Annotated in this window: 28 protein-coding genes, 1 tRNA gene and 1 pseudogene; 19 read left to right on the top strand and 11 right to left on the bottom strand. The window is 72.0% G+C overall.

The features are described from left to right. Positions 1-4: 4 nt before the first annotated feature. The gene (locus JOE35_RS13710; protein ID WP_209561521.1) at positions 5-283 is read right to left on the bottom strand and encodes a hypothetical protein; all 279 of its coding nucleotides are present in this window, start codon (positions 281-283) and stop codon (positions 5-7) included. Positions 284-376: 93 nt separating this feature from the next. Between JOE35_RS13710 and JOE35_RS13705 the strand changes: the two genes are divergently transcribed. Both JOE35_RS13705 and JOE35_RS13700 read left to right on the top strand, forming a co-directional pair. Further along, entirely contained in the window at positions 377-754 is a 378-nt protein-coding gene (locus JOE35_RS13705; RefSeq protein ID WP_123547905.1) for a cold-shock protein, read from the top strand. Continuing rightward, positions 747-1,484, top strand: coding sequence for a DUF3027 domain-containing protein (locus tag JOE35_RS13700; protein WP_209561520.1), 738 nt, complete (start codon positions 747-749; stop codon positions 1,482-1,484). The genes JOE35_RS13705 and JOE35_RS13700 overlap by 8 nt, the downstream gene beginning before the upstream one ends. 116 nt (positions 1,485-1,600) lie before the next feature. Here JOE35_RS13700 and serC read toward each other — a convergent pair whose 3' ends face one another. Then, a complete protein-coding gene (gene serC, locus JOE35_RS13695) occupies positions 1,601-2,713 on the bottom strand; it encodes a phosphoserine transaminase (protein ID WP_209561519.1) in 1,113 nt (370 codons plus the stop codon). Positions 2,714-2,800: 87 nt separating this feature from the next. On the opposite strand from serC, the gene JOE35_RS13690 reads away from it, so the two are divergent. From JOE35_RS13690 to JOE35_RS13650, 10 genes and pseudogenes are all read left to right on the top strand, one after another. After that, complete coding sequence (locus tag JOE35_RS13690) at positions 2,801-3,493, top strand: metal-dependent transcriptional regulator (protein ID WP_209561518.1); 693 nt, start codon at positions 2,801-2,803, stop codon at positions 3,491-3,493. 264 nt (positions 3,494-3,757) lie between these two features. Next, on the top strand, positions 3,758-4,756 hold the full coding sequence (locus tag JOE35_RS13685) for a C40 family peptidase (RefSeq protein ID WP_209561517.1): 999 nt from the start codon (positions 3,758-3,760) through the stop codon (positions 4,754-4,756). A 329-nt stretch (positions 4,757-5,085) separates the two neighbouring features. Continuing rightward, positions 5,086-5,580, top strand: coding sequence for an HNH endonuclease (locus tag JOE35_RS13680; RefSeq protein WP_209561516.1), 495 nt, complete (start codon positions 5,086-5,088; stop codon positions 5,578-5,580). A 153-nt stretch (positions 5,581-5,733) separates the two neighbouring features. Further along, positions 5,734-5,805 (top strand) — tRNA-Arg (locus tag JOE35_RS13675). A 217-nt stretch (positions 5,806-6,022) separates the two neighbouring features. Then, positions 6,023-6,862: a CPBP family intramembrane glutamic endopeptidase gene (locus JOE35_RS13670; RefSeq protein WP_209561515.1), complete on the top strand. Its 840-nt coding sequence runs from the start codon at positions 6,023-6,025 to the stop codon at positions 6,860-6,862. A 43-nt stretch (positions 6,863-6,905) separates the two neighbouring features. Next, a complete protein-coding gene (locus tag JOE35_RS13665) occupies positions 6,906-7,535 on the top strand; it encodes a hypothetical protein (protein WP_209561514.1) in 630 nt (209 codons plus the stop codon). Continuing rightward, positions 7,532-8,764: a PrsW family intramembrane metalloprotease gene (locus tag JOE35_RS13660; protein ID WP_209561513.1), complete on the top strand. Its 1,233-nt coding sequence runs from the start codon at positions 7,532-7,534 to the stop codon at positions 8,762-8,764. Before JOE35_RS13665 ends, JOE35_RS13660 begins: the two co-directional genes overlap by 4 nt. Before the next feature lie 13 nt (positions 8,765-8,777). Then, positions 8,778-9,356 (top strand): annotated as a pseudogene (locus JOE35_RS13655) (XRE family transcriptional regulator); the annotation flags it as partial. A 160-nt stretch (positions 9,357-9,516) separates the two neighbouring features. Further along, positions 9,517-9,651 carry a hypothetical protein gene (locus JOE35_RS15915; RefSeq protein WP_280870036.1) on the top strand — a complete coding sequence of 45 codons (135 nt, stop codon included), beginning with the start codon at positions 9,517-9,519 and terminating at the stop codon, positions 9,649-9,651. A 136-nt stretch (positions 9,652-9,787) separates the two neighbouring features. Further along, positions 9,788-10,954, top strand: coding sequence for an RtcB family protein (locus JOE35_RS13650; protein ID WP_209561512.1), 1,167 nt, complete (start codon positions 9,788-9,790; stop codon positions 10,952-10,954). A gap of 71 nt (positions 10,955-11,025) precedes the next feature. Here the strand turns inward: JOE35_RS13650 and JOE35_RS13645 are convergent, their stop codons facing one another. After that, the gene (locus tag JOE35_RS13645; protein ID WP_209561511.1) at positions 11,026-12,201 is read right to left on the bottom strand and encodes an ATP-binding protein; all 1,176 of its coding nucleotides are present in this window, start codon (positions 12,199-12,201) and stop codon (positions 11,026-11,028) included. A 197-nt stretch (positions 12,202-12,398) separates the two neighbouring features. Here JOE35_RS13645 and JOE35_RS13640 point away from each other — a divergent pair, with 197 nt between their 5' ends. Together JOE35_RS13640 and JOE35_RS13635 are read left to right on the top strand one after the other, a co-directional pair. Beyond that, positions 12,399-13,280, top strand: coding sequence for a hypothetical protein (locus JOE35_RS13640; RefSeq protein WP_209561510.1), 882 nt, complete (start codon positions 12,399-12,401; stop codon positions 13,278-13,280). A gap of 4 nt (positions 13,281-13,284) precedes the next feature. Beyond that, positions 13,285-14,112, top strand: a complete 828-nt coding sequence (locus JOE35_RS13635; RefSeq protein ID WP_209561509.1) for a phosphatase PAP2 family protein — start codon at positions 13,285-13,287, stop codon at positions 14,110-14,112. An 80-nt stretch (positions 14,113-14,192) separates the two neighbouring features. Here the strand turns inward: JOE35_RS13635 and JOE35_RS13630 are convergent, their stop codons facing one another. Then, the gene (locus JOE35_RS13630; protein ID WP_209561508.1) at positions 14,193-14,603 is read right to left on the bottom strand and encodes a RidA family protein; all 411 of its coding nucleotides are present in this window, start codon (positions 14,601-14,603) and stop codon (positions 14,193-14,195) included. 7 nt (positions 14,604-14,610) lie between these two features. Between JOE35_RS13630 and JOE35_RS13625 the strand changes: the two genes are divergently transcribed. Beyond that, on the top strand, positions 14,611-14,850 hold the full coding sequence (locus JOE35_RS13625) for a helix-turn-helix domain-containing protein (RefSeq protein WP_307803097.1): 240 nt from the start codon (positions 14,611-14,613) through the stop codon (positions 14,848-14,850). A gap of 117 nt (positions 14,851-14,967) precedes the next feature. On the opposite strand, the gene JOE35_RS13620 is transcribed toward JOE35_RS13625, so the two are convergent. Further along, the gene (locus JOE35_RS13620; protein WP_209561506.1) at positions 14,968-15,399 is read right to left on the bottom strand and encodes a hypothetical protein; all 432 of its coding nucleotides are present in this window, start codon (positions 15,397-15,399) and stop codon (positions 14,968-14,970) included. A gap of 219 nt (positions 15,400-15,618) precedes the next feature. Here JOE35_RS13620 and JOE35_RS13615 point away from each other — a divergent pair, with 219 nt between their 5' ends. The 4 genes from JOE35_RS13615 (at position 15,619) to JOE35_RS13600 (ending at position 17,642) form a co-directional block, all read left to right on the top strand. Next, positions 15,619-16,116: a pyridoxamine 5'-phosphate oxidase family protein gene (locus JOE35_RS13615; protein WP_209561505.1), complete on the top strand. Its 498-nt coding sequence runs from the start codon at positions 15,619-15,621 to the stop codon at positions 16,114-16,116. A 126-nt stretch (positions 16,117-16,242) separates the two neighbouring features. Beyond that, positions 16,243-16,725: a CrcB family protein gene (locus JOE35_RS13610; protein WP_374099709.1), complete on the top strand. Its 483-nt coding sequence runs from the start codon at positions 16,243-16,245 to the stop codon at positions 16,723-16,725. Then, a complete protein-coding gene (locus JOE35_RS13605) occupies positions 16,725-17,099 on the top strand; it encodes a CrcB family protein (protein WP_209562088.1) in 375 nt (124 codons plus the stop codon). Before JOE35_RS13610 ends, JOE35_RS13605 begins: the two co-directional genes overlap by 1 nt. Before the next feature lie 141 nt (positions 17,100-17,240). Continuing rightward, on the top strand, positions 17,241-17,642 hold the full coding sequence (locus tag JOE35_RS13600) for an arsenate reductase ArsC (RefSeq protein WP_209561504.1): 402 nt from the start codon (positions 17,241-17,243) through the stop codon (positions 17,640-17,642). Between the two features lie 251 nt (positions 17,643-17,893). Here the strand turns inward: JOE35_RS13600 and JOE35_RS13595 are convergent, their stop codons facing one another. The 6 genes from JOE35_RS13595 to JOE35_RS13570 all read right to left on the bottom strand — a co-directional run bounded on the left by JOE35_RS13595 (position 17,894) and on the right by JOE35_RS13570 (position 21,326). Further along, positions 17,894-18,295, bottom strand: a complete 402-nt coding sequence (locus tag JOE35_RS13595) for a hypothetical protein (protein ID WP_209561503.1) — start codon at positions 18,293-18,295, stop codon at positions 17,894-17,896. A 60-nt stretch (positions 18,296-18,355) separates the two neighbouring features. Continuing rightward, on the bottom strand, positions 18,356-19,420 hold the full coding sequence (locus JOE35_RS13590; RefSeq protein WP_209561502.1) for an Asp23/Gls24 family envelope stress response protein: 1,065 nt from the start codon (positions 19,418-19,420) through the stop codon (positions 18,356-18,358). A gap of 208 nt (positions 19,421-19,628) precedes the next feature. Beyond that, entirely contained in the window at positions 19,629-20,234 is a 606-nt protein-coding gene (locus JOE35_RS13585; protein ID WP_209561501.1) for a hypothetical protein, read from the bottom strand. After that, positions 20,231-20,812 (bottom strand): DUF6286 domain-containing protein, encoded by a 582-nt coding sequence (locus tag JOE35_RS13580; protein WP_209561500.1) that lies wholly within the window; start codon positions 20,810-20,812, stop codon positions 20,231-20,233. The genes JOE35_RS13585 and JOE35_RS13580 overlap by 4 nt, the downstream gene beginning before the upstream one ends. Next, positions 20,809-21,162, bottom strand: coding sequence for a hypothetical protein (locus JOE35_RS13575; RefSeq protein WP_133738387.1), 354 nt, complete (start codon positions 21,160-21,162; stop codon positions 20,809-20,811). The genes JOE35_RS13580 and JOE35_RS13575 overlap by 4 nt, the downstream gene beginning before the upstream one ends. Continuing rightward, positions 21,159-21,326 (bottom strand): DUF2273 domain-containing protein, encoded by a 168-nt coding sequence (locus tag JOE35_RS13570; protein WP_369878311.1) that lies wholly within the window; start codon positions 21,324-21,326, stop codon positions 21,159-21,161. Before JOE35_RS13570 ends, JOE35_RS13575 begins: the two co-directional genes overlap by 4 nt. Between the last annotated feature and the right edge of the window lie 8 nt (positions 21,327-21,334).

Raw genomic sequence — 21,334 nt, 5'->3', positions numbered from 1 at the left:
GCGTCTACCGTGTGGTGTCGCGACTCGCCCTGCCGCGCCGGACGATCCCGACCACCACCGACGCGATGATCAGCAGGATCGCGAGCGGCAGCCCGATGAGCGGGAGGATCGTGACCATCGGCCACACCCCGCCCGAGTAGTCGTCGACGCCGACGACCTGGCCCGCGAGTCGCGCGACGAACGCCGCGATCGAGAGCCCGACGATCGTGATCATCATGACGATCAGCACGCGTTCAGTACGATGGACGCCCTGAGGTGCGTTCTGCTCGCTCTTGTCTGCCACCTCCACAGGATAGTGGCTGACCGCCGGGCAGGGCGGTCCCGCACCTCGCGGCCTGAGCTCAGGTCGCACACCCCACCCACGAGGAGTCACATCGTGCCCACCGGCAAGGTCAAGTTCTACGACGACGAGAAGGGCTTCGGCTTCATCAGCAGCGATGACGGCCAGGAGGTCTTCCTGCACGCGTCGGCGCTGCCCGCCGGCACCGTCGGCGTCAAGGCCGGCACCCGCCTCGAGTACGGCATCGCCGACGGCAAGCGGGGCGCCCAGGCGCTGTCCGTGCGCGTCCTCGAGGCCGCGCCGAGCCTCGTGAAGCGCAGCCGACGCAGCGCCGACGACATGGCCGTCATCGTCGAGGACCTCGTCAAGGTGCTCGACCAGGCCGGCGGCGACCTGCGCCACGGCCGCTACCCGCAGAACGGCGCCAAGCTCGCCGTGCTCCTGCGCACCGTCGCGGACCAGTTCGATGCCTGACGCCGACTCGATGCCTGACGCCGACTCGATGCCCGCCGCCGACTCGACGACCGGCGCCGCCGTCACGCCTGAGGTCGCCGCGACCGAGGGGCCCCGTACGTCGCCCTTCGCCGGGCTGGCCCGCACCGCCCTGCTCGAGATCACCCCGGACGAGACCATCGGCGCCGAGGCGCCGCCGGTCGACGAGGTCGACGGGGTCGTCTCCGTCCGCTTCGCGACCCTGCTGCCCGGCTACCCCGGCTGGTTCTGGACCGTCAGCGTCGCCCAGGTCGAGGGCTCCGAGCCCACCGTCCTCGAGGTGGAGCTGCTGCCCGGCGACCACTCCCTGATCGCGCCCGACTGGGTGCCGTGGGCCGATCGCCTCGCCGAGATGCAGGCGCAGGAGGCGGGCGACGCGGACCCCGACGACGAGGACTCCGAGGACGACGAGGACCCCGACGACGAGGACTCCGAGGACGAGGACGACGACTCGGACGACGACGACGACACCGAGGACGACGACACCGACGAGGACGACGGCCCCCGGCCGGTCCACGGCGGCGATGTCGACGGTGTCGACATCGACGACCTGGACGACGACGAGGACGACTCCGACGAAGACGAGGACGAGGGCGACACCGACGAACCCGTCGTGCCCGCCGCGGACCCGGAGGCGGACGCCGACGACGACTCGCACGGCGACGACTGGGACGGCGAGGACGAGGACCCGCTGCCTCGTCGACGCCGCTGACCTGACCGGCCTGGCCCGCGCCTCCTCGGCTCGGCCCTGACGTCTGGTCCGAAGGCCACGGGAGAGGCCCCGACACCTGCTGGTGTCGGGGCCTCTGCCTTGCCCGGGGGCGGTGCCTAGAGGGCGCCGACCACGTGCTCGATCGAGCGGATCAGCTGGCGCACGTCGTCGGGCTCGATGGCCGTGAAGGTCGCGACCCGCAGCTGGTTGCGGCCGAGCTTGCGGTACGGCTCCGTGTCGACGATGCCGTTGGCGCGGAGGGTCGCGGCGATCGCGGCGGCGTCGATCGACTCGGCGAAGTCGATCGTGGCGACGACCTGCGAGCGGTGCGTCGGGTCGACGACGAAGGGCGTGGCGTACTCGGAGGCGGTGGCCCAGTCGTAGAGCGCCGACGACGACTCGCGCGTGCGGGCGTCGGCCCAGGAGAGGCCGCCGTTGTCGAGCATCCAGCGGGTCTGGTCCTCGAGCAGCAGGAGCGTCGTGAGGGCAGGGGTGTTCAGCGTCTGGTCGAGCCGCGAGTTGTCGACGGCGTTCTTGAGGCTGAGGAACTCGGGGATGTACCGGCCGCTCGCGGCGATCCGCTCGATCCGCTCGATCGCCGCCGGCGACATGAGGGCGAACCAGAGACCGCCGTCGGAGGCGAAGTTCTTCTGCGGCGCGAAGTAGTAGACGTCGGCCTGCGAGGCGTCGAAGTCGATGCCGCCCGCGGCGCTCGTGGCGTCGACGACGGTGAGGGCCCCAGGGTCGCCGGCCACGCGTGCGACCGGTGCCATGACGCCGGTCGAGGTCTCGTTGTGCGGCCAGGCGTAGACGTCGACGCCCTCGACGACCTCGATCTCGCTGCGCGAGCCGCCTTCTGCGGTGCGGACGACGGGGGCCTCGAGCCAGGGGGCGGCGACGGCCTTGGCGAACTTCGAGCCGAACTCCCCGAAGGACAGGTTCTCGGCGCGCTTCTCGACGAGGCCGAACGCGGCCGCGTCCCAGAAGGCCGTGGAGCCGCCGTTGCCGAGCACGACCTCGTAGCCGTCGGGCAGGCGGAAGAGCTCGGTCAGGTCGGCGCGGACGCGCCCGACGAGCTGTTTGACGGGCGGCTGGCGGTGCGAGGTGCCGAGGATCGTCGCGCCCGAGGTGACGAGGTGCTCGAGCTGTGCTCCCCGGATCTTGGACGGGCCGCAGCCGAAGCGCCCGTCGCGGGGGAGGAGGTCAGTGGGAATCGAGAGGTCCGCCATGGCACGATCCTAGTGACGCGGCACGGGCGTCCCCGAGCAGCCGGTAGGCTGGCGAGGTAGTCCACGCGTTCCACCGGGAGGCCCCTGTTGACCGATCTCGTCGACACCACTGAGATGTACCTGCGCACGATCCTCGATCTCGAAGAAGAGAACATCGTGCCCCTGCGGGCCCGCATCTCCGAGCGACTCGGGCACTCCGGCCCGACGGTGTCGCAGACGATCGCGCGCATGGAGCGCGACGGGCTCGTCGTCGTCTCCGGCGACCGCCACCTCGAGCTCACGCACGACGGCCGCTCGAAGGCGACCCACGTCATGCGCAAGCACCGCCTGGCCGAGCGCCTCCTCGCCGACGTGATCGGGCTCGACTGGGCCTACGTGCACGACGAGGCCTGCCGGTGGGAGCACGTGATGAGCGAGCAGGTCGAGCGCCGTCTGCTCGAGATGCTCGACCACCCGACCGAGTCGCCCTACGGCAACCCGATCCCCGGGCTCGACGAGCTGGGCGACTCTCCCGCCGGCCGGTTCCTCGACGGCGTCGTCAACCTGGTGCAGGTGCTCGCCGAGAACCCCGAGGGCGTGACCCGTCCGGTGCGGCGTCTCGCCGAGCCCGTGCAGTTCGAGCCCGAGCTGCTCCAGCAGCTGCAGGACGCGGGGGTCCTCCCCGGCGGCGTCGCGACGATCACCTCCGCAGGCGCCTACGTGCTCGTGCGCGTCGAGGGGCACGACGACGGTCTCGAGCTGCCGACCGAGGTCGCGCAGCACATCTACGTGTCGGCCTGACGCCTCCTTCGCAGGGCTCGTTCCCAGGACGCGTACGGCTTGCGCACTGCTGACGCAATGGATGTTACCAATTCGTGACGAATGTCCCTCTCGAGGATGATTTCTCGGCAGGGATGACGTAACGTCGCAGGGTCCCCGAGCCAGGAATCCGGCCGTGGGGCCCGTGGCAGGACGTCTCGTGCATCCGTCTCCTGCCGCGAGAAGGCGATCTGACGTCGGACGGAGCACCTCCCTAGGGTGACGAGACGCAGGAGACCCGACCTCTTGACCACTCCCGTTCTTCCCCCCGAAGGAGGCGGCAGCGCAGCCCAGCGTGCCGACTCCGGCGAGTTCCCCACCCGCGCCTCCCTCCGTCGTGCCGAGGCGGCTGCCGCAGGTGCCGCCTCCGGGCGTCGCGGCTCGTCGGCTGCCCCCGCCGCACGTCGCGTGCTGCGGTCCGAGCTCATCGCTCGCCGTGCCGCCGAGCACCACGCCTCGGCGACCGCAGCCGCCGTGCCCGCCGCCCGTTCGCGCCTGTCCGTCCGTCGCAGCGTCGTCAGCGTGACGGTCATGACCGTCACCGCCGGGCTCTTCGGCACGGTGGCGCTGCCCGCCTTCGCACTCGACCAGGACGAGCCGGCCACGAGCGAGGCAGCAGCCGCCGCCGCCACGGACGCCAGGGTGGCCGGTGGCCAGACGCTCGCCGTGGACGCTGCAGCGACGGGGGCCGACGCCACCCGTGCCGACTGGTCGGCCACGTCGCAGGCCACCCTCGACGCCGCAGCGGCGGCCACGGCCCTCGCCGCGCAGCAGGAGGCCGACCGTGCGAGCGCCGCAGCTGCCGCAGCCACGTCGTCGTCCGCCTCCGCCGGCACCGCGGGCTCCGTCGGCACGTCGTCGCGCTCGATGGCCACCGAGGCCATCGCGTCGTCCGGCTCGACGGGCCAGGCAGCCGTCTACCAGGCCGCCCTGCAGTACGTCGGCACGCCCTACGTCTTCGGCGGCGCCACGCCCGCGGGCTTCGACTGCTCGGGCTTCATCATGTACGTCTACGCGAAGTTCGGCGTCTCGCTGCCGCACTCGGTCCCTCGGCAGGGCGCACTGGGCACGACCATCTCGGCCGCCGAGGCTCGCCCCGGCGACGTCGTCGTGTTCAACGACGGCTCGCACGACGGCTTCTACGCCGGCAACGGGATGATCCTCGACGCGCCGAAGCCCGGCGGGTTCGTCAGCGTGCGCCCGCTCTGGACCAGCGCGGTGCACTACGTGCGCTACGCCGTCTAGGGGACTGCTGCGCGCCTCCTCGTCTCGGCTGTCGGCCGGGCAGCAGTGAACGAGCAGTGAAGAGCCGCCCCGCCCCTAGGCAGGGCGGCTCTCGCGGGTTAACCTGGCGATCTCGGAGTTCCGCTGAGACCAGGAGCGTCACATGAGCCGCACGACAGCCACCCGCACCATGGGTGCGCTGTCGCACGAGCACATACGACACACCGCCGTTCGATAGAGCACCGTCATCCGTGACGGTGCTTTTCTCGTCCCGGCGGCCTGCTGGCCCCCGCTGCCCCGAGAGCAGTCGAATCCCTGGAAGCCGTCCAGGGTGCTTCGAAAGGGAAAGCATGCGCACTCTCGTCCTCAACGCCGGCTTCGAGCCCCTCGCCGTCGTGTCGTTCCGTCGGGCCCTCGTGCTCGTCATGACCCAGAAGGCGACGGTCGTCTCGGCCGACGCCGACCACCCCGTGCTCGGCGCCGGGTTCGCCTACGACCGCCCGTCGGTGATCGTCCTGACGCGCTACGTCCGCATCCCGCACGGCCGCACCGTGCCCGTCTCGCGCCGCGGGGTGCTGCGCCGCGACGCGCACCACTGCGCGTACTGCGGCCGGTCGGCGTCGACGATCGACCACGTGCAGCCGCGGTCGCGAGGAGGCGCGGACAGCTGGGAGAACCTGGTCGCGTGCTGCCTCCGCTGCAACAACGTCAAGAGCGACCGGACGCCGGCCGAGATGGGCTGGACGCTGCGCTGGCAGCCGAAGGCGCCGCACGGCGTCGGCTGGGTCGTGCGCGGCACCGACCGGCCGCAGGCGGAGTGGGACGAGTTCCTCGCCGCGGCGTGAGCCGTGCGCCGTAGCTGCCGGGTTGCCCTTGCGAACCACGTTCCGTTCAAAGAACTACTGTGCAACGCGGTTCTTTGAACGGAACGAGGTTCTCCGGCGTCCCGAGGAGGGGCGGGCAGCAGGAGGTGCGGGTTCGGTAGACTCACCCGGTCAGCCTCTGTAGCTCAATGGAAGAGCAGTTCCGTCCTAAGGAAAGGGTTGGGGGTTCGAGTCCCTCCAGGGGCACCCCCCTTCGCTGACGCTCACTGCACCCCTTCTGGGCCGTGTCTCCCCGTCGGGCGCCTGCGCCTGCGCCTGTGCCTGCGCCGTTCGACCATGATCGGCACGCAGGAGAGCACCGCGGAGACGGATCCTCGCCTCGCCCCCCCCTCGCCCCCCCCGACATCAACTTGAATCGTCCCCGAAGCTGATGGTTGACTGAACCTCAACCAAGGGATGGATCATGGAAGAAGCTGCTGCACGATCAGGGTGGACGCGGTTCTGGGAGCAGGGTCGATGGTGGAAGGCGTTGATCCTCGCCGTCGGCTACCTCGCCATCTATGAGCCCGCGTCGCTCCTCATGGCCCCGTTCGTGCCGTTCATCGGCGACGCCGGCTCAGCCAGCTACGTCCTCGTCCTCATCGTCGTCCCGGTCCTGATCGGCAGCCTGATCCTGGTCGGCTTCGGTGCCAGCCTGGGCTGGCTGAGAGGCCTCTTCGCGCGGCAGGACGTCCCGGGCCGAGGCTGGATGTGGATCGCCGTCGCCGTCGTGCTGCTCTTCAACGTGCTGCGCTTCGCGAGCATCGACTACGACGCTGCAGGCTTCGACTGGGCCGCCGCGTGGCTCCTGGCGGGACTGGTCATCGGCTTCTCGGAGGAAGTGCTGACTCGTGGGTACGTTGTCCGCGTCATGCGATCGGCCGGCCGTTCCGAGCTCGCCGTCGGGCTCGTCTCCGCGGCGTTGTTCTCGCTGCTGCACGCGACCAACCTCTTCACCGGTCAGGCGCTGGTCCCCACCGTGCTGCAGATGCTCTACACGTTCTTCTTCGGCCTCTGCATGTACCTCGCCCTGCGGGTGACCGGAACGATCATCGCTCCGATACTGCTGCACGCGAGCACCGACCCGAGCGTCTTCATGCAGGGCGCCTACCCGCTGCAGAGCAGCGTGGGTTCACTGGCCCAGCTCGGCAACATCGTCCTCGTCCTCGTCGGCGTCGTCCTGCTCGTCGTCTTCCTCCTGACCGAACGCCGTGCGGCACATCACCGGCAGCCTGCGCCGGTAGATCGTGGTCGCCTCGCCTGACCCGATCTGAGCGAGACGCACCACGAAGAGATCGGACACGTCGATGACGACCTCGACCACTGACGAGAGCGTCGACCGCTGGGTGCCGGCCGACCGGCGCTTCGCCGGCATGGACCCGAAGACCCTGCTGCCCGCCGGAATCGTCCTGGCCTCCGCGGCCGTCATGCACTGGGGCATCCCCTGGGTCGACTCCCTGGTGTCCTACGAGGAGACCGTCCCCGCAGGGCAGACGATGACCCTCGGCACCGGCGTGCAGTTCACGCCCCCGGCCGGCTGGGGGATCAGCCAGGGTGTCCTGACCGACGCGCTGCCCGCGGGAGGCAGCTACCCCGACACGGCGGCGGTGTTCACCGGGTCCACCTCGATCTCGGTCACCGCCGACGACTTCTCGGGCACACCCGAGCAGCTGCTCGAACAGATCCGTGACATCGACCGGGGCGACAGCGCCATGGCCATCAGGGGCGCAGCGAGCTCGCTGACGACCGCGTCGGGCATCCCTGGCGTGATCAGCGAGTTCCAGGACGTCGGCGCGGACGGCGCGATCGCGGCGTTCACCGTCGACGGGGTCGGCATCGAGGTAGTCGTCCGCACACCGGCGGACACCCCGACGACCAGGGCGGACCTGATCGGCGCCGCACTGTCGAGCATCCAGGTCGTGGAGGTGCCCGCATGATCCGCCTGGACTTCTGGCCGCGCCGACGTGCGGACGACGGTTCTCGTGCCGCTGCCGCCGTGTCGACTGCCGAGCTCAGGCTCCTCCGTGACGCACGGGCCGAAGTCGTCGCACGATCCGGCTGGGGCGAGCGCTTCACGGTCTACCAGCCTCGCAACGCGGCCTTCTGGGTCTTCTGGGTGCTCGCGCTGGGCGGAGCGTGGCACGCCGCCACCGTGTTCGGCAGTGCCGCGCGTCCCTTCGCCTCCACGGTCGTGATCGACGGCTTCATGCTGGCGCTCTACGCCGCGCTCTGCTGGTGGATCACCCACACGATGGACCGCTACTCGACCTTGCCTGCCGCGCTCGCGGTGCACGCCGTGGTGTGGGGAGGCCTCGCGGCCACTTTCTTCTTCGCCATCCAGGCCAACGACGCGGTCTTGACGTTGTGGGGCAAGAACTTCGGCCAGGCATTCGCCGCCGACTGGGGCGCCGGGCTCACCGCCCCCGTCACCGAGGAGTTCTCCAAGGGCATCGGGCTCGTCCTCCTCATCACGCTCGCGTCACGCGTCATCCGCACCACCTTCGACGCGTTCATCCTGGGGGCGTTCATCGGACTCGGCTTCGAGGTCGTCGAGGATCTGCTCTACGTCACCCAGAGTGCTGGCGCGCAGTTCGGGACCGACCCCTTCCGCTCCGCCTTCTTCGTCCTCGTCCTCCGCCTCGTGACCGGCGTCGCGGGGCACCTCGCCTACTCGGCGATCTTCGCCACCGGCCTGTTCCTCCTGATCGGCAGCCCCGCCCAGCGGCGACGAGTCCTGCCCGGTGTCGGTCTGATGCTGCTCGCGATGCTCTTCCACAGTGCGTGGGACAGCGTCAGCGGCATCCTGGGCCCCTTCGTGGACTGGAGCATCGTCCTGGAGCTGGGCATCATGGCTGCCGTCGGTGTCGCCGTCGTCCTGGTCTTCCGGTTCGCGGTGCGGCCGGAGAAGGACGACATGCGGACCGTCCTCGCCCCTGAGGTGGCCACGGGCGTCATCACCCGAGAGGAATCCGACGCCGCGTGCAGCACGCGCCACGCCAGGCGGAGGTTCGTCCGACGCGGCGTCACCTGGCAGGAGAGGCGCGCTCGGGGCGCCCTGCTCCGTGCCGTCGGCGACCTTGCACATGCCGTGCCCGATGCGGACGGGACATGCGCCGACCGTGTGCGGCACGACCTGGAGCGCATCCGAGGGGGAGCGGCGAGCTGAGCGCTCCGGGACCGACGCCTTCGGGACCACCCACGAGTCCGCCGCGCTGCGGATCACGAACCTCGCGACGACGCACCTCGACATGCCCCTGCACTTCCTGCGCGTGGCCGACGACGGGGCCCTGCAGAAGGCGTACGCGAACGACGGCCTGCGCCTGCCCGCCGACGTGACGGGCGCGGTCGAGGGGCAGGTCGTCTGCCGACGCTGGAGCGCACGCGGAGCGTTCGACCGACAGAACCGGAGGACCGAGCTGCACCAGTACACGGACACGCCGGAGGGCACCTTCTGGTGCTCGACCCAGACCGGGTCGACCGGTGCGGACGCCTTCTCGATCACGCTCGGCGTGCCGTTCCGCGAGGCGGCGTGGTTCCGGGGGCGCGAGACGACGCTGCGCACGACGTCGACCTGCCCCGACGAGGCCTGCTGCACCCGCCCGGACGGGGACGTCCGGGGCCGGTGGCAGGGGAGGGACTGGCCGAGCGCGCGGCTGCACGCGCACGTGCTGTCGCCGCTGCCGACGGGGTCGTTCCCGGGGGTCGACGACTCGGAGGTGTTCGCGTTCCTCGACCGGCACGCCCGCGCCGATCGCTGACCGTCGGCTGCCGGCTGCCGGCTGCCGGCCGTCGCCGACGCCGCGACACGCCCGGGATGTGGACAGCGACACGCCCGGGCTGTACTGTCGCCTCTCGTGCCGACAGTCGGCACGCCCGTCGCCTCGTCGACGTCGAGCACCCCGAGAGAGAGGACCGCACGTGTCGAACCGCACACTGACCGACATCCGTGCACCGCGCCTCCTCGACGGCCGTGACCCTGCCTGGTATCTCGTGCAGCACCCACTGCACGAGCAGCAGGAGCAGCCCGTGCTCGAACTCGACACCCTCTCGTAGGCCGCCCGCGTCACCCGACGCCCCGCGCCCACGAGGGCCGGGGCGCATCTCTCGCATCCACCGACACTGCAGGGTCGGAGTGCGTCCGTCCGCCCCGGACGACGACACCCCCACCCCACAGAGGACCGAGAGGACCATGGAGAAGATCACTGCCCGGCTGTTCAGCTGGGCGAGCCTGCTCGAGGAGAAGACCGCGCAGCAGGCCAGGACGACGTCGACGATGCCGTTCATCTACCCGCACCTCGCACTGATGCCCGACGCCCACCTGGGCCTCGGCGCCACCGTCGGGTCGGTGATCCCGACGCTCGGCGCCGTGATGCCGGCCGCCGTCGGCGTCGACATCGGCTGCGGCATGATCGCCGTGCGCACGCAGTTCACGGCGGCCGACCTGCCGACCGACCGCAAGCCGCTGCGCGAGCAGATCGAGCGGGCCGTGCCGACCTCGGCCGGCGCCTACAACCGCAAGGTGGTCGCGACCGCGGAGCCGCGCGTCGCCGAGCTCGAGGCGCTCGCGGCCGCGGCCGGCTTCGACCCGGCCTCGTACGCCCGCAACTGGCAGCTGCAGCTCGGCACGCTGGGCAGCGGCAACCACTTCATCGAGGTCAGCCTCGACGAGACGGATGCGGTCTGGCTGTTCCTGCACTCGGGCAGCCGGGGCGTCGGCAACAAGATCGCCCAGGCGCACATCGAGATCGCCCAGGCGGCGATGAAGACGTGGTGGATCACGCTGCCCGACCCCGACCTCGCCTACCTGGTCGAGGGCACGGCCGAGTTCGACCGCTACATCGTCGAGCTCGGCTGGGCGCAGCGATTCGCCCTGCTCAACCGCGAGGAGATGATGGACAGGGTGGTGCGTCAGTTCGCCGACTGGGTCGGCTCGCCCGTGCAGGAGCAGGAGCGGATCAACTGCCACCACAACTTCACGCAGCGCGAGCGGCACTTCGGCAAGGACGTCTGGCTCAGCCGCAAGGGCGCCATCTCGGCGCGGGCGGGGCAGGCCGGGCTGATCCCCGGGAGCATGGGCACCGCCTCCTACGTGGTCGAGGGCAGGGGGAACCCCGTCGCCCTCGAGTCGTCGCCGCACGGCGCCGGCCGGGCGTACTCGCGCAGCGCCGCCCGCAAGAAGTTCACGCACGACGAGCTCCGCACCGCGATGGAGGGCATCGAGTACCGCGACACCGACGCTTTCCTCGACGAGATCCCCGCGGCGTACAAGCCGATCGACCAGGTGATGGCCGACGCGGCCGAGCTCGTGACGATCCGCCACACGCTGCGGCAGATCGTCAACGTGAAGGGCGACTAGCAGGGCGCGCAGGAGGTGCGGGCCGGGTCATCGGGACCCGGTCCGCACCTCCTGCGGCTCGTTCGGCCCGGTCAGGCTCGGCCCGTACGGCGGCGGACGTAGTCGGCGAAGCCAGGGACCGAGAACTCGAGGAGGCCGTAGGCGGGCGAGTGGATGATCCCCTTGCGGATGATGCGATCTCGGGTCGTGCCGAGCTGCGAGAGCGACTTGTCCAGTTCGTCGGCCACGGCACCGGACTCGACGCGTGGCGAGCCGACCATGTCAGGGCAGGTCGCGTCGGCGACGGTGACCATCGTGTCCACGTACTCTCGCTCCCGCTCCGACAAGCGGTCGTACCGGGCGGCGTAGAGACCGGCGTCGAGCTGGCGCCGGACGGCCGGGATCGCCGCCTCCACGTGCTCGGTCTCGATGCGGGCCGCGCCGGCCGCCGCGTCCCACGACTCGCTCGCGTAGAGCTGGAGGAAGTACGGGTAGCCGTCGGCCAGCTCGAGCACCCGCTCGAGGGCCGCCGCGTCCCACGTCGTCCCGAGGGTGAGCGCCGGATCGACGACAGCGGCGGCGGCGTCGGACTGGTCCAGTCGATCGATGAGCTCGTACCGGAACCGCTCAGCGTACGTGTTGGCCTTCGAGAGCTCGGACGCGAGGTAGGGCAGGCCCGCGCCGATCAGCACGATCGGCTCGTCCTTGAGAGCCGAGAGGGCCTGGACGAGAACGGCCACGTCCCGCTTCCGGAAGACCTGGAGCTCGTCGACGAGCAGAGCGACGCCGACGCCGCCCTGACGGGCGTCGCGGCCGAGCACGCGCAGGAACCGGACGAGCTCCGGGTAGGGGTCGGCAGCCTCGTCGCGTGCACCGGCCGACTGCACGGTGAAGCCGAAGCCCGCAGGGCCGAGGGTCAGCGTCATGCCGTCGATCGAGTGGCCGCCGGCCGACAGCGCCTTGCGCAGCTTGCCTCGGGCGAGATCTGCGCTGTCACGGACGATCGACCGCACAGCTGCGCCTGGCTCGACGTCGCGTCGGACTTCGTAGTAGCCGGCCAGCCAGCCACGACGCCGGAGCTCGGCGCCGACCTCGTGGAGGAGCGTGGTCTTGCCGACCCCTCGGAGACCCGTGAAGACCACAGGGTTGGACGGGCGACCTGCCTCGACCAGGTCGGCGAGGTTGCTGACCAGGGCGAGCTGCGGCTCGCGGCCGATCAAGATGGAGGGCCGTGTGCCGGCGCCAGGGGTGAACGGGTTCAGGGGCACAGGTCTCCTCGTGATGAATTGCTATAATATAGCAATTCGTAACGAAGCGCAGAGCGCCTTTCGGCATCGTCGTCGCTCGTCCCCAGCCCGGTGCGCGGGCGCGTTCTGCACGGGACTCGTTCGGGGGAGCATGCCGGGCGGGGATCTCGTGCCAGGGTCGTGGTCACGTCGATCGCCGACACCGAGGAGACCTGCCCATGACGACCACGTTCCCGTTCGGACGCGTCCGACCGATCATGCTGCGAGTGGTGATCGCCTCCCTCGTGGTCGCTGCCGTCGTCGCGATCGTGTCGATCGCCACCGCGACCTTCGGCGAGACCTCGTGGCGCCTCATCGCGACCGCCGTGCTCTTCACCGCCTTCGCCCTGTTCTCCTGGTACGACGCTGACGTGTCCTCGAAGCGGAGCACGCCGTTCGCCCTCGTCAGCTTCGCGGTCTCGATCTACCTCTTCGTCGCCGGCATGGTCAAGATCTGGGCTCCGGACCGGGCTCCCGCCGACCCGTACGCCTACGAGCCGTGGTCGGCCTTCGACGGCTTCGGGGGCTGGCTCGTCGTCGCCTCGATCGCCCGTGTCGCCCTGCTGCACGTGCACCTCGTGCTGGCCACCGGCGCGCGTCTCCGCTACCCGGTCATGTCGGTCGTGACGAGCGTGACCCTCGTGCTCGTGGCCACGCTCGCGGTGCTGCTGACCCTGCCCTTCCTGTTCACGTCGCTCGACCCCGGCGAGCCGTACTGGCGCGCGGTGGGGGTCGTCGCCGTGCTCGACGCCCTCGGCACGGTGCTCGTGCCGCTCGGGTACCAGCTCTTCGCAGGGCCGTCGGGGCCCGCGCCTGGCCCAGCACCCGCGTCGGTGACTGCGAGTGGGACTGCGCCGGCGTCCGTGTCCCTGACTGGCCCCTCCTCCGAGGGCTTCCGGCCCCCGGCGACCGCGTACGCCCGCCCTGGGCAGCGGATGCTGCAGTGGCCGCGGTACGACGACGGCTCGTTCCTGCCGGTCGCATCCGGCGGCGGGCCGGACTTCTCGGGCGTCGTCGGCTACGACGACTGGGCCGCCCAGGGCCCGAGCAGGTCAGACTGACGAGATGACCCGCACCTCGAGCTCGGCAACCGCACGTCCGACCGCCGTCGGTGGCAGTCGACCCGACCGCCGCATCGGGCCCCGCGACCTCACCGAGTGGCGGACACCGGCGGGCCGGCGGCTCGCCTCGCAGCACCGAGAGATCGCGAAGCGCGTCGGTGCTCGCCGCGCGCTCGTCGCCACGCTCGCCGTCGGCGGGAGCATCCTCGCGGCGGCGACCGTGGGTGCCGCCTACATCTACGACGGCGTGACCGATCGCGACGGCATCGGACGCCTCGACCGACCGGCGCTCGAGAAGGCGAAGGCGCTCCGCTCTCCCGTCGTCAACGGCGCCGCCGCGACCCTCGCCCACGTGTTCGGCCCGATCGCCATGCCCGCGCTCACGGTCGGTGCGGCCGTGGCCTTCGGGGTGCGCGACCGGCGCGCGAACCCGGTGACCCTGATCGTCGCCGCCGGGGCCGGGTCGCTCGCCATGACGGTGATCGGCAAGAAGCTGATCGCCCGCAACCGCCCGCCGCGGCACGAGGCGATCCCGCCGTTCGAGAAGTCGCCGTCGTTCCCTTCCGGACACACGCTCAACACGACGACGATCCTGGGCGTGCTCGCGTACCTCGTCGCCCTGCGGCAGGAGAAGAACGGCCCGCAGGTGGCCGTCATCGGCGGGGCCGCCGCCGCTGCGGTCACCGTCGGTCTCTCGCGGGTGCTGCTCGGCGCACACTGGTTCACCGACGTCGCCGTCGGCTGGGTGACCGGCACCGGCTGGCTCTCGCTGATCATCACGAGCCACCGGCTCTACCTCAGCGCGCAGGACGACGACGAGATCGGCGAGTAGCCGACTCGGCCCACCCCGGCATCGGCCCGGCTCGGCCCGGCCCAGCACGCCCTCGAGTCGTCGCGCTGGGCTAGGCCCCCTCAGTCGAGGATCGCGTACGCCTCGAGCTCGACCAGCACGTCGGGCTCGAACAGGAAGTCGACGCCGATCGCCGACACCGGGGGCAGGGGAGTCGGCAGGTCGAGCTCGTCGGCGACCAGCGCGATGCCGGCCGTGAAGTCGGCGAACATCGCGGGCGTCGAGCCGGTGAGGAAGAAGCGGAGCCGGACGACGTCCGAGAAGTCGGCCCCGGCGGCGGCGAGCCCGCGGTGCGCGTTCCGGAGCACCTGGGCCACCTGCCGCGCGAGATCGCCGGGGAACAGACGGCGGCCCTCGCCGTCGCGGGCGATCTGGCCCGCGACGTGCACATGCCGGGAGCCGGTCGCGATCGAGACGTGGTCGTAGGGGACTGGCTGGAACATGCCCTCGGGGCTCAGGGTCTGGACGGTCATCTCAGGGGTGCGCCGGGTCGTGCCCGCGGTCGGCCAGAAGTCGCTGACGGCCACGCTCCGACGACTCGAGCGCAACGGGATGGTCGAGCGCGTCGTGCTGCAGACCAGGCCCGTCGCCATCGAGTACCGCATCGCCCCGATCGGAGACTCGCTCAACGAGCTGGTCGACGCCCTGCTGACCTGGACGAGCCGGAACCTTCCCGAGGTCGAACGCGCCCGCGCCCGCTACGACGCCGAGGTCCTCTAGCGCCGCCGAGTGAACCGGGCACCGCCCACTTCGGCGGTGTTCCGTTCACTCGACGGTGCCCGAGCTGCCCGGTGCCCGAGCTGCCCGGATGCCCGGAGTCGAAGAGGTGCGAGCCGCCTAGAAGACCGCGGTGACGGCCAGGGCCAGCACCGCGAGGAGGGCGATCGCCGCGACGACCCGCGACGTGCCCATGACGAGACGGCGGCGACGCCCGGGGACCCAGTCGTCGTCGTCCAGGTCGCGCAGCTCCGGCGGCAGCTCGGCCTCGCGGAGGCGGGCGGCACGCGCGGCGCGCTCGCGCTCGGCGGCGGCGAGCTCCCGCTGCCGCAGGGCCTCGACCTCGCGGTCGTGCTCGAGGTACAGCTCGAGCTCGCGGTGCCTCTCTTCGGACCAGGCGTCCAGGTCGGACGCAGGAGGCGCCTCCTGGGCGACCGCGTCGGTCACCGGCCGTTCCCGCCCCGTCTCGCGCGCCTCCTCGTCGGGACCCGTCGCCGGACCGCCCTCTGGCAGGTCGGCAGGCAGGTCGTCGGGGTGACCGTCGTGTCGCATGGGAGTCCTTCGCGCCGGGGGACGTGCGTGGGGCAGCGTGCACGGACAGCGTACGTCGCGGCTCCTCCACGCGGCAGACACGCACCCGGCTGGGAACGGTCTCCGAGGTCCCGCGTCGGCAGCCGTGCATCCGGGGCGCCCGGGGGAGCAGTGTGGGCGGAGCACCACCCCCCGCTCGACTCGTGTCGGCCCCAGGCCGACGGACGGAAGGAGCCACTCGTGGCCGACAGCACCAGCACCACCCATCACGACGACGTCGCCAAGCTCGCGAAGCTGCTGGGCGACTTCGACTTCGCGATGCTCACCACCATCGACGAGAACGGGGCCCTCGTCGGGCACCCTATGACGCTGCAGGAGACGGAGTTCGACGGCGACCTCTGGTTCATCGTCGGCCTCGGCTCGACGGCCGTCGCGCACCTCCAGCGCAAGGACACCGTCGGCGTCACCCTCAGCGCCCGCGACTCGTGGGTCTCGCTCGCCGGCACCGCAGCCGTCGTCGACGACCACTCGAAGCTCGAGCAGCTGTGGAACAGCCGCGTCGAGGCGTGGTTCCCCGAGGGCCCGTCCGACCCGACTGTCGGACTCGTCAAGTTCTCCGCCGACAGCGCCGAGTACTGGGACAGCCCCGGCGGCAAGGTCGCCTCGGCCCTCTCGTTCGTCAAGTCGAAGGTCACCGGCGACGCGCTGGACGCCGACAACCAGAAGATCGAGCTCTAGGCGACAGCGACAGCGACAGCAGCAGCTCGCTCGTGCAGGGCCCCTGGTCGTCGCCGACCCGGGGCCCTCGTGCGTGGTTGACTGCCGAGGTGCCGCGCCCGTCGGCACGAGACCGGGGAGGCACGCGTGACCGCACCGCCGCCGGCCGAACCCGGGGACGGCGACCTGCGAGACGAGGAGGCGTCGGCCCGGCCGGTGCACCTGCGCTGGCGGTCGCTCGGCCTCGTCTTCGTCGGCGGGACCCTCGGCACCGGGGCCCGGGAGGCACTGGCCCTGACCTTCCCTGCGGCTGCCGACGGTCTGCCCGTCACGATCGGCGTCGTCAACGTGGTGGGCTCGTTCGCGCTGGGGCTGCTGCTCGAGACGTTGCTCCGTCGCGGGCCCGACCGCGGACGCCGCCGCGACCTCCGCCTGTTCGTCGGCACGGGCGTGCTCGGTGGCTTCACGACCTACAGCGCGCTCGCCGTCGACACGGGGCTGCTGCTCGACGGGCACGCGGGGGTGGCCGTCGCGTACGCCGTCGGGTCGGTGGTCGTCGGGGCGCTCGCCGCGGGCGGCGGCATCGCGCTCGGCGCCGTGCTCGCGCGCGGCCGCCGGGGTCGTTCGTGATCGCGCCCTGGCTGTTCGTCGTCGTGGCGCTGGCCGGCGGCGTCGGCGCAGCGCTGCGGCTCGTGGTCGACGGCGCCGTCCGCGCGGCAGTGTCGACGCGGCTGCCGCTCGCCACGGCGGTGGTGAACGTGGGGGGCTCGTTCGTGCTCGGCCTGCTCACCGGGCTCGCCGCCTCCTCGGCTCTCGCACCGGAGTGGCTGCTCGTGCTCGGGGGCGGCCTGATGGGCGGCTACACGACCTTCAGCACCGCGAGCGTCGAGACGGTGCGGCTGCTGGCCGAGCGGCGCTGGGGGCCGGGGATCGTCTACGGTCTCGGCGTGCTGGTGCTCGCCGTCGGCGCCGGGGTGCTCGGCGTGCTGCTCGGCTCGGCCTGAGCTCGCCGTCTGCGTCGCGAGCACGTGTGGATCTCGTCGAGGGCGGGTCGTCTGCGTCGAGGGCGGGTCGTCGCGGACCCGCCCTCGACGCAGAGGACCCGCCCTCAGCAACGGGCGAGGTGCGTCGGCCAGGATGACGGCATGAGCCCGAAGCCCGTCGTCCTGTTCGTCTGCGTCCACAACGCGGGGAGGTCGCAGATGGCCGCGGGCTTCACCCGCTCGCTCTCCGACGGCGCCGTGGAGGTGCGGTCGGGCGGGTCCGAGCCAGGTGCGAGCATCAACCCCGTCGCCGTGCAGGCCATGGCCGAGGTCGGCATCGACATCTCGACGGCCGTGCCGCAGCTGATGACCACCGAGCAGGTGCACGCGTCCGACGTCGTCGTCACGATGGGCTGCGGCGACGTGTGCCCGATCTTCCCGGGGAAGCGCTACGAGGACTGGGAGCTCGCCGACCCTGCCGGTCAGGGCATCGAGGCCGTCCGCCCGATCCGCGACGAGATCCGCGGCCGCGTCGAGCTGCTGCTCGCCGAGCTCCAGCGCTGAGCTGAGCTGCGCTGCTGCGCCGCGGTGCGCCGCGCTGCGCTGGGCCGACCCGCTGCGCTGCTGAGCCGCGGCACCGAGTCGCGCGCGCGAACCACGTCGAGGGCGGGTCGCCTGCGCCGAGGGCGGGTCACGGAGGACCCGCCCTCGAGCCCGGCGACCCGCCCTCGGCAGAATGAGCGACGCGGCAGCGGTACAGCGACGCAGCAGCGGTACAGCAACGCAGCGGCGGTGCGGAGGAGGAGCGCAGCAGATCAGCTGAAGCGCTGCAGCAGCTCCTGGATGAAGGGTCCGACGTCGCGCGCCTGGTCGACGCCCGCGAGCGCGGTCGCGAGCAGCGGCCAGAGCGACACGAGCAGCGTCGAGATCACGGCGGCGACCCCGAGCACCCAGGCGAGCGCGCCGTTGCGGACCACGAGGATCAGCGCCAGCAGCACCACCGCGAGCAGGTAGCCGATCACGGCCGCCGCGGCGATCGAGCCGACCGGCACGTCGAGCGCCCCGGCGGTGCCGCCGTCCGCTGCTCCGATGAGGCCGAGGACGGGCACGAAGACCCCCACGACGATCAGGAAGCAGAGCACCGCGGAGGTGACGAGCGCCGCCCAGACGGCCCGGGGCCGGGCCCGTCGGGTGGACATGGTGGTGCGTCCGAACATCGTCGTCGCCTCTCGCGGTCAGGTGGTGCGGGTCAGGTGCTGCGGGCCAGGTGCAGCGGATCAGCGGGCGGAGGTGCCCTGGTCGTCGCCGTCGCGGCGAGCGTCGTCCGCCGTGTCCACGACGACGGTCGTGTCGCCGTCCTCGACGGTGACCGTGACGGTCGTCCCGTCGGGCACGTCGGTGACGACGTCGTCCGAGGCAGCGTCCGAGCCCGTCGAGGAGGTGCGGGTCGACGAGGAGGCGTCGCTCGCGGTCTCGGCACGGTCGCGGTCCTGCTCGTCGCCGGCCCGGTCGGAGGCGTCCGAGAGGGAGTCGAGCGCGTCGGCGGCGCGGGTGCGGGCGGCGTCCAGCAGGTCGCCGGCAGCGTCCTTCGCGTCGGAGGCCGCGCCTCCTGCGCTCGCTGCCGCGTCGTCGCCGCGACGGCTCGCCTCGTCGCGGAGGTCACGCGCCTGGTCGCCGAGCTCGTCGGCCTTGCGGCTCGCCTGGTCGCCCAGCTCGTCTGCCTTGTCGGACGCGGCCACGCGGACCTCGTCCGCCTTGTCGGCGACCTGGGCGGCCTTCTCCTGGATCGTGTCGGAGGCCTTGTCGGCCCCTTCCTTCAGGGCGTCGCCCACCTGGCCGGCGCGGTCGGCGACGGTGTCGCGGACCTGTCCGGCCTTGGCCTTCGCCGAGTCGCGGGCATCGGCGAGGGCGGCCTTGCGCTTCTCGGCGGCGGCCTGACGACGGGCCTCGTCGGCCTCGTCGAACGGGCCGTGCACGTCGGTGACGGCCACGTCGACCGTGACGGCCTCGTCCCCGACCTGGCCGACGGCGTGCTGGACGGCGGTGCGGACGTGGTCGGCGACGTCGGTCACCTTCGCGGGGTACTCGGCCACGACCGACACCTCGACCAGCAGGCCGGCGTCGGTGGTGCTCGTGCGGATGCCGGGGGTGGAGGTGGCGCCGACAGCGGTGCGGAGGGCACCGGCCACGCGGGCGGCCGTGGTGCCGAGCTTGTGGACGCCCGTCGTGCCGAGGGCGGTCACCGCGATCATGCGGTGCAGGGCCTGCTCGGGCGTCTCCGCCTCGGCGGGGCCTGCGTCGTCGAGGTCGATGGGGGTCACGTGGTGCGCGGAGTCGGTCACGAGGGGCCGTCCTTCCTGGAGGGTGCGGACCGCGAGGTCCGGAGTCTGGGGGGAGCGCCGGTGGCTGCTCCCGGGCGTCGAGGGCGACGGGGTGGTCGAGGTCGGCCTGGTGGCCGAGGTCGACGCGGGCGTCCCTGGCGGGACGCGGACGGCCCCCGCCCTCGTGTGAGAGCGAGGGCCGTCCGGGGTGGTGCGGGGTGCTGCGGCGTCAGTCGAGGCGCGTGGCCGACGACATCTGCGTGCGGAGGCCGCCGTTGATCTGCACGACCACCGGGGTGACCGTGCCGAGCAGCTCGTCCCAGCGGACGACGGCCTCGTCGACTGCGCGACGCAGGTCGACCGGCGAGGCGCCGCGGCGGGCGTCCACGGTCACGCGGAGGACGTTCTCGCCCTTGACGCGGAACGCGACGACGTCGGCGGCGAGGACGCCCGGCGTGTTCGACAGGGCCTCCTCGAGCACGTTCGCGGCGACCTTCGCGTCCACGACCACGTGGCCGCCGGTCGGCGAGTGGCTGCCGTCCGACTCGGAGAGGTCGATCAGCGTGCTCGTGCGGCCGCCGCCCTGACGGACGATGAACGCGACGAGCAGCACGATCAGCACGGCGCAGACAGCTGCGGCGACCCAGAGGATCCAGACCTGGCCTCCCGAGAGGGCGTCCGTCACCTGGCCCTCCGCGTCGGACGCGCCGTCCGAGACCGTCTGCTGCACGTCGGGCCAGAGGGCGCCCACCGCGACGGCAGCGCCGGCGAGGAGGAGCACGAGGCCCACGAGGAACACGACGAAGCGGTTGAGCCCGCGGTTGGTGTCGTTCATCGGCCGACCTTGCCCTTCTTCTTGGACAACTTCACGCGAGGGCGGAGCGCCGGGGTGTAGTCGTAGCCCGAGATCTCGTCGCGGACCGCTTCCTCGATGCTGCGGAGGTCGGCGGTTCGTCCCGTGACGGGGTCGATCTCGACCAGCGCGACCTTCTTGCCGACGCTGACGCTCACCCGGTCGGGGTGGACGTCACCGGCGAAGCTGGCGGTGCGGGCGAGCGAGCGGGCGATGACCCGGTCGTCGACGACGGCGGCGGTGCGGTCGGCCCCGGCGGCACGGCGACCGCGTCGACCGGGTGCGAACGCCACGACGATCAGCACGAGGCCGATGATCGCGACGACGGCGCCGATCGCGGTCAGGATGCCGACCGGTGCGCCGGCTGCCCCGAGGACCGCGGACGCAGCGTCGGCGGGAGCGACCAGCAGGGGCGCGGTGCCGACGGCGGCGAGCACGGACTCGGTGCCGATCCAGGCGAACACCAGGATGAGCAGCACGGCGAGGGTCACGGCGATGCCGGACCTCGACGAGTGCGTCTCCCGGCGGAGGATGCGGCCGTAGGTGGTGCTGGTGCTCATGAGACCCGCCTCCTCTGGCTGAGCTCGGCGCCGGTGATCTGCAGGTCGACGCGTTCGACTTCGGTGCCGGTGAGCTTCAGGACTCGCTCCCGGATGGTGGACTGGGCCGACGTGAGCCGGTCCAGCAGGGTGCCCGACGCGCGGTTCGGCAGGCCGAGCGGCGTGATGCGCACGGGTGCCTTGGCGACGAGGGTGAGCCCGCCGTCACGGTCGGTCAGCTCCACGGACACGTCGGACGCCTTGGCGTCCAGTGCCTCCGCGGTGACGGCCGACACCACACGGCGCACGGCGCGCGACGTGATCACGGTGCGGCCGTGGGAGGCCTGGTCGGCCGTCACCGCCGCGGTCACGAGGACCGCCGCCCGCGGAGGGCGTCCGCGACACCGCGGACGTCCAGCTTGCCCTCGGTGAAGCGACCGACGAAGTAGCCGATCACGATCGCGAGGGCGACCAGGAGGAGGCCTCCGAAGCCGAACTGCAGGGCCGCCAGCGCGAGGACCGCGCCGACGAGCATGCCTCTGT

The organism is Frigoribacterium sp. PvP032, assembly GCF_017833035.1.
GTDB lineage: Bacteria > Actinomycetota > Actinomycetes > Actinomycetales > Microbacteriaceae > Frigoribacterium.
The sequence above is the reverse complement of the archived record's forward strand: the minus strand, read 5'-3'. Positions and strand labels throughout refer to the sequence as shown.